The following is a 4,201-nucleotide window of genomic DNA, read 5'->3' as shown; positions in this document are numbered from 1 at the left end:
CCCCCCCCCCCCCCCCGCCCCCCCCGCCCCCCCCCCCCCCCCCCCCCCCCCCCCCCCCCGCCCCCCCCCCCCGCGGCCGCCCGCCCCCGGCACCGGCCGCCGCCGCTATGGCGCCGACCCCGACTTCCTCAAGGAGCCCACCATATGTCCCCCTCAGATTTTCCGGATCCGGAGACCGACCACGGCGCCGGCGGTCACAGCGAGAGCCTGTTCGCGAAGATCGAGGCCCAGGCCCAGGAGCACCGCGCGCGGGACGAGCAGGCCGGCTCCGGCCGGAACCTCGATTCGATCCTCCGCATCCCGGTCCTGATGCAGGTGGTCCTCGGTTCGGCGACCATGCCGGTGGCGAACCTGATGAAGCTCGGGCGCGGCGCGATCGTCCCCCTCGACCACCGCGTCGGCGAGCCGGTCGACATCGTCGTGAACGGCCGCATCATCGCCCGGGGCGAGGTCGTCGTCGTCGAGGACGACAACTCGCGCTTCGGGGTGTCGCTGACCGAGATCGTCGGGCCCGCGACGGCCGATTCCAACGGCTGACGGGACGCATCGCCATGGCCGTAGGCCCTGCCACCAAGGTCACGCGCGTCCTGAGCCCCTCCGAGGAGGTGGCGGCCGTCCTGATCGCGATGAACAAGGCGACGGCGAGCCGTCTGGTCAAGTATTTCGACAACGCGGAACTGAAGCAGATCACCCGCGCCGTCGCGCAGCTCGGACCGGTCTCGCGCCCGCAGCTCGAGGGCATCATCGAGCAGGTGACCGCCTTCTTCTCGGACGGGGCGAACCTGATCGGGACGGCCCGCGAGATGGAGAAGCTGCTTGAGGGCAACCTGCCCCCCGAGATGATCGCCAGCATCATGGCCGACGTCCTCGGCCAGGGCGAGCGCTCGGTCTGGGACCGCATCTCGAACGGCGGTGAGGCGGCCCTGGCGGCCTACCTGCTGAAGGAGCATCCCCAGACCGCGGCCCTGATCCTGTCGAAGGTGAAGCCGGCCTGCGCCGCCAAGGTCATGGCCCAGCTTCCGCCGCCCCTGCGCAACGGGATCATGCGCCGGATGCTGACCTTCAAGCCCATCGTCGAGGGGACGATGAAGATGATCGAGTCGACGATGCACGAAGACTTCATGATCAACCAGGCCCGCAATTCCGGTGCGGACACCCATGCGCGCATGGCCGACATCATCAACAAGATGGAGCGCCAGGGCATGGAGGAGGTCCTGGACAGCCTCGCGCAATCGCGTCCCAAGTCGGCGGAGATCCTGAAGAGCCTGCTGTTCACCTTCGACGACATCATCAACATGACGCCCCGGGCCCGCACGGCCCTGTTCGATCAGGTCTCGCCCGAGAAGGTCATCCTGGCGCTGAAGGGCACCAGCGGCACGCTCCGCAACGTCGTGCTCGGCGCCATGACGGCCCGCACGCGCCGCCTCGTGGAGCACGAACTCGAGGGCGGCGAGCCGGCCTCCCAGCGCGACGTGCTCGACGCGCGCCGCTCGATCACCGACCAGGCCCTCGAGATGGCCGCCCGCGGCGAGATCGAACTCAACCAGGCCGAGGCGGAAGACACCTATTTCAGCTGAGCGGGTCGGGGGCGATGTCGGACGACGATAAGGAGAGCAAGACCGAGGCCGCGAGCGAGAAGAAGATCCATGAGGCGCTCGAGAAGGGGAACGTCCCGTTCTCGCGCGAGGCGCCGATCTTCGCCTCGATCCTGGCGACGCTGCTCATCCTCGTCTTCATCGTGCGGGATCACGGCGCCCCGTTCGTCCGGGACCTGACCCTGCTCCTCGATCAGCCGCGGAATTTTTCCCTGGCCACCGGCCAGGATGCCGAGCAGCTCCTGGTCGCCCTGGCCTTCACGATGTGGCGGCTCCTGCTGCCCATGCTGGTGATCCTGATGGCGGCGGGGCTCGCCGCCTCGGTGTTCCAGAACGTGCCGCGCTTCGCGGGCGAGCGCATCCGGCCGCAATGGTCGCGCATCTCGCCCGCCAGCGGGTGGAGTAGATTGTTCAGCCTTCAGGGCGGTATCGAATTTGGGAAAAGCCTCCTCAAATTCCTGGCCATCGGCGGCGTCCTGTCCATGATCCTGCGCGCCGACCGACACGAGATCGTCAATATCATGTTCGAGGATCCGATCGGCCTGCCCGAGTTGCTTCTCAACCTGTCGGTCCGGCTGGTGTCGGCCGTCAGCGTGGCGACGATCGCCCTGGTGGCCGGGGATCTCGTCTGGACGCGCGTGAAGTGGCAGCGCGACCTGCGGATGTCGCGCCAGGATCTCAAGGACGAATACAAGCAGACCGAGGGCAAGCCGCTGGTCAAGGCCAAGATGCGCTCGATCGCGCAGGACCGGCTGCGCAAGCAGATGATGGCCGCCGTGCCCCGGGCCACGATGATCCTGGCCAACCCGACCCACTACGCCATCGCGCTGCGCTACGATCAGGCGGAGAGCGACGCCCCCATGGTGCTGGCCAAGGGGAAGGACCTGCTCGCCCTGCGCATCCGCGAGATCGCCGAGAAGCACCGGATCGAGATCGTGGTCGACAAGACCCTGGCCCGGGCGATGTACGACGCGGTCGAGATCAACCAGGCAATCCCGGCGGAATTCTACCGCGCGGTCGCCAACCTCCTGGTCTACGTCATGACGCGCAAGCGTCGCTGAAACCCCTGCGCTTCGCCGCCCGGCGGTAGCGGTGCAGGACGAACTCGGTGTAGCCGTTCGGCTGGGCCGCGCCCTCGAAGACCAGGGCCTGCGCGGCCCGGAAGGCCGGCCCGTCGAAACCCGGTCCCATCGGCCGGTAGGCCGGGTCGCCGGCGTTCTGGCGGTCCACGATGCCGGCCATCCGGCGCAGGGTCTCGGCGACCTGCGCGCGGTCCACGATCCCGTGCCGCAGCCAGTTGGCGATGTGCTGGCTGGAGATGCGCAGGGTGGCGCGGTCCTCCATCAGCCCGACATCGTGGATGTCGGGCACCTTCGAGCAGCCGACGCCCTGGTCGATCCAGCGGACCACGTAGCCGAGGATGCCCTGGCAGTTGTTGTCGAGCTCCTCGCGGACGGCCTCTGGTGAGAACGGCTCCGTGGCGAGCGGCAGGGTCAGCATGGCGGCCCGGGTCGCGGGCGCCCGGTCGCGGAGCTGTTCCTGACGGGCGCGCACGTCGGTCCGGTGGTAGTGGAGCGCGTGGAGCGTGGCCGCGGTCGGGGACGGGACCCAGGCCGTGTTGGCGCCGGCCTCCGGGTGGTCGCCCTTGGCGGCCAGCATCGCCGCCATCCGGTCGGGGGCGGCCCACATGCCCTTGCCGATCTGGGCGTGGCCCGGCAGCCCGCAGGCCAGCCCGGCATCGACGTTGCCGTCCTCGTAGGCCCGGATCCAGGCGGTGGCCTTCATGGCATCCTTGCGGACCACCGGGCCGGCCTCCATGGCGGTGTGGATCTCGTCCCCGGTCCGGTCGAGGAAGCCGGTGTTGATGAAGAACAGGCGGTCGGCCGCGGCGGCGATCGCGGCCCGGAGGTTCGCGCTGGTGCGCCGCTCCTCGTCCATCACGCCGATCTTCAGGGTCCGGGGCGCCAGCCCGAGCAAAGCCTCGACCCGACCGAACAGCTCCACCGCGAACGCCACCTCGTCGGGCCCGTGCAGCTTCGGCTTGACCATGTAGACCGAGCCGGCCCGGCTGTTGCGCCGGGCTCCGTTCAGGTCGTGCAGGGCGATCAGCGCGGTGATCGCCGCGTCGAGCATCGTCTCGGGGATCTCGGCCCCGTCCAGGGTCACGGCGTCGGTGAGCATGTGGTGCCCGACATGGCGCACCAGCATCAGCGACCGGCCCGGCAGGGTCAGGAGGCCGCCGTCGGGGGCCGTGTAGGTCCGGTCCTCGGCGAGCCGCCGCGCGATGGTGCGGCCGCCCTTGGGCAGGTGCGCGACGAGGTCGCCGCGCATCAGGCCGAGCCAGCTCCGGTACACCGCGACCTTGTCGGCGGTGTCCACGGCGGCGACCGAATCCTCCATGTCCATGATGGTCGAGAGGGCGGATTCGAGCACCACGTCGGCGATGCCGGCCGGATCGGTGCGGCCGATCGGGCCGGTCCGGTCGAGCCGGATCTCGATGTGCAGCCCGTGATGGCGCAGCAGGAGGGCGTCGGGGGCCTGCGCGGACGTGGATGTGGAGATCGCCGGGATCGCCGGCCCGCAGCTCGTGGTGCCGATCTCGAACC

4 protein-coding genes are annotated in these 4,201 nt (G+C 69.9%); 3 read left to right on the top strand and 1 reads right to left on the bottom strand.

The annotated features are described in order from the left end of the window. The first annotated feature begins 144 nt into the window (after nucleotides 1–144). Genes fliN through flhB form a run of 3 tightly spaced genes read left to right on the top strand, consistent with a single transcriptional unit; the run spans nucleotide 145 to nucleotide 2,656 of the window. Nucleotides 145–537 carry a flagellar motor switch protein FliN gene (gene fliN, locus FV228_RS21905; RefSeq protein WP_147856536.1) on the top strand — a complete coding sequence of 131 codons (393 nt, stop codon included), beginning with the start codon at nucleotides 145–147 and terminating at the stop codon, nucleotides 535–537. 14 nt (nucleotides 538–551) lie between these two features. After that, nucleotides 552–1,577, top strand: coding sequence for a flagellar motor switch protein FliG (locus FV228_RS21900; RefSeq protein WP_147856535.1), 1,026 nt, complete (start codon nucleotides 552–554; stop codon nucleotides 1,575–1,577). Nucleotides 1,578–1,591: 14 nt separating this feature from the next. Beyond that, nucleotides 1,592–2,656 (top strand): flagellar biosynthesis protein FlhB, encoded by a 1,065-nt coding sequence (gene flhB, locus FV228_RS21895; RefSeq protein ID WP_147856534.1) that lies wholly within the window; start codon nucleotides 1,592–1,594, stop codon nucleotides 2,654–2,656. On the opposite strand, the gene FV228_RS21890 is transcribed toward flhB, so the two are convergent. Beyond that, on the bottom strand, nucleotides 2,634–4,201 hold a 1,568-nt coding region (locus tag FV228_RS21890; RefSeq protein WP_246693988.1), incomplete at its 5' end, for a malate synthase G. The two genes, flhB and FV228_RS21890, sit on opposite strands and share 23 nt — an antisense overlap.

Source organism: Methylobacterium sp. WL18 (genome assembly GCF_008040015.1).
GTDB lineage: Bacteria > Pseudomonadota > Alphaproteobacteria > Rhizobiales > Beijerinckiaceae > Methylobacterium > Methylobacterium mesophilicum.
The sequence above is the reverse complement of the archived record's forward strand: the minus strand, read 5'-3'. Positions and strand labels throughout refer to the sequence as shown.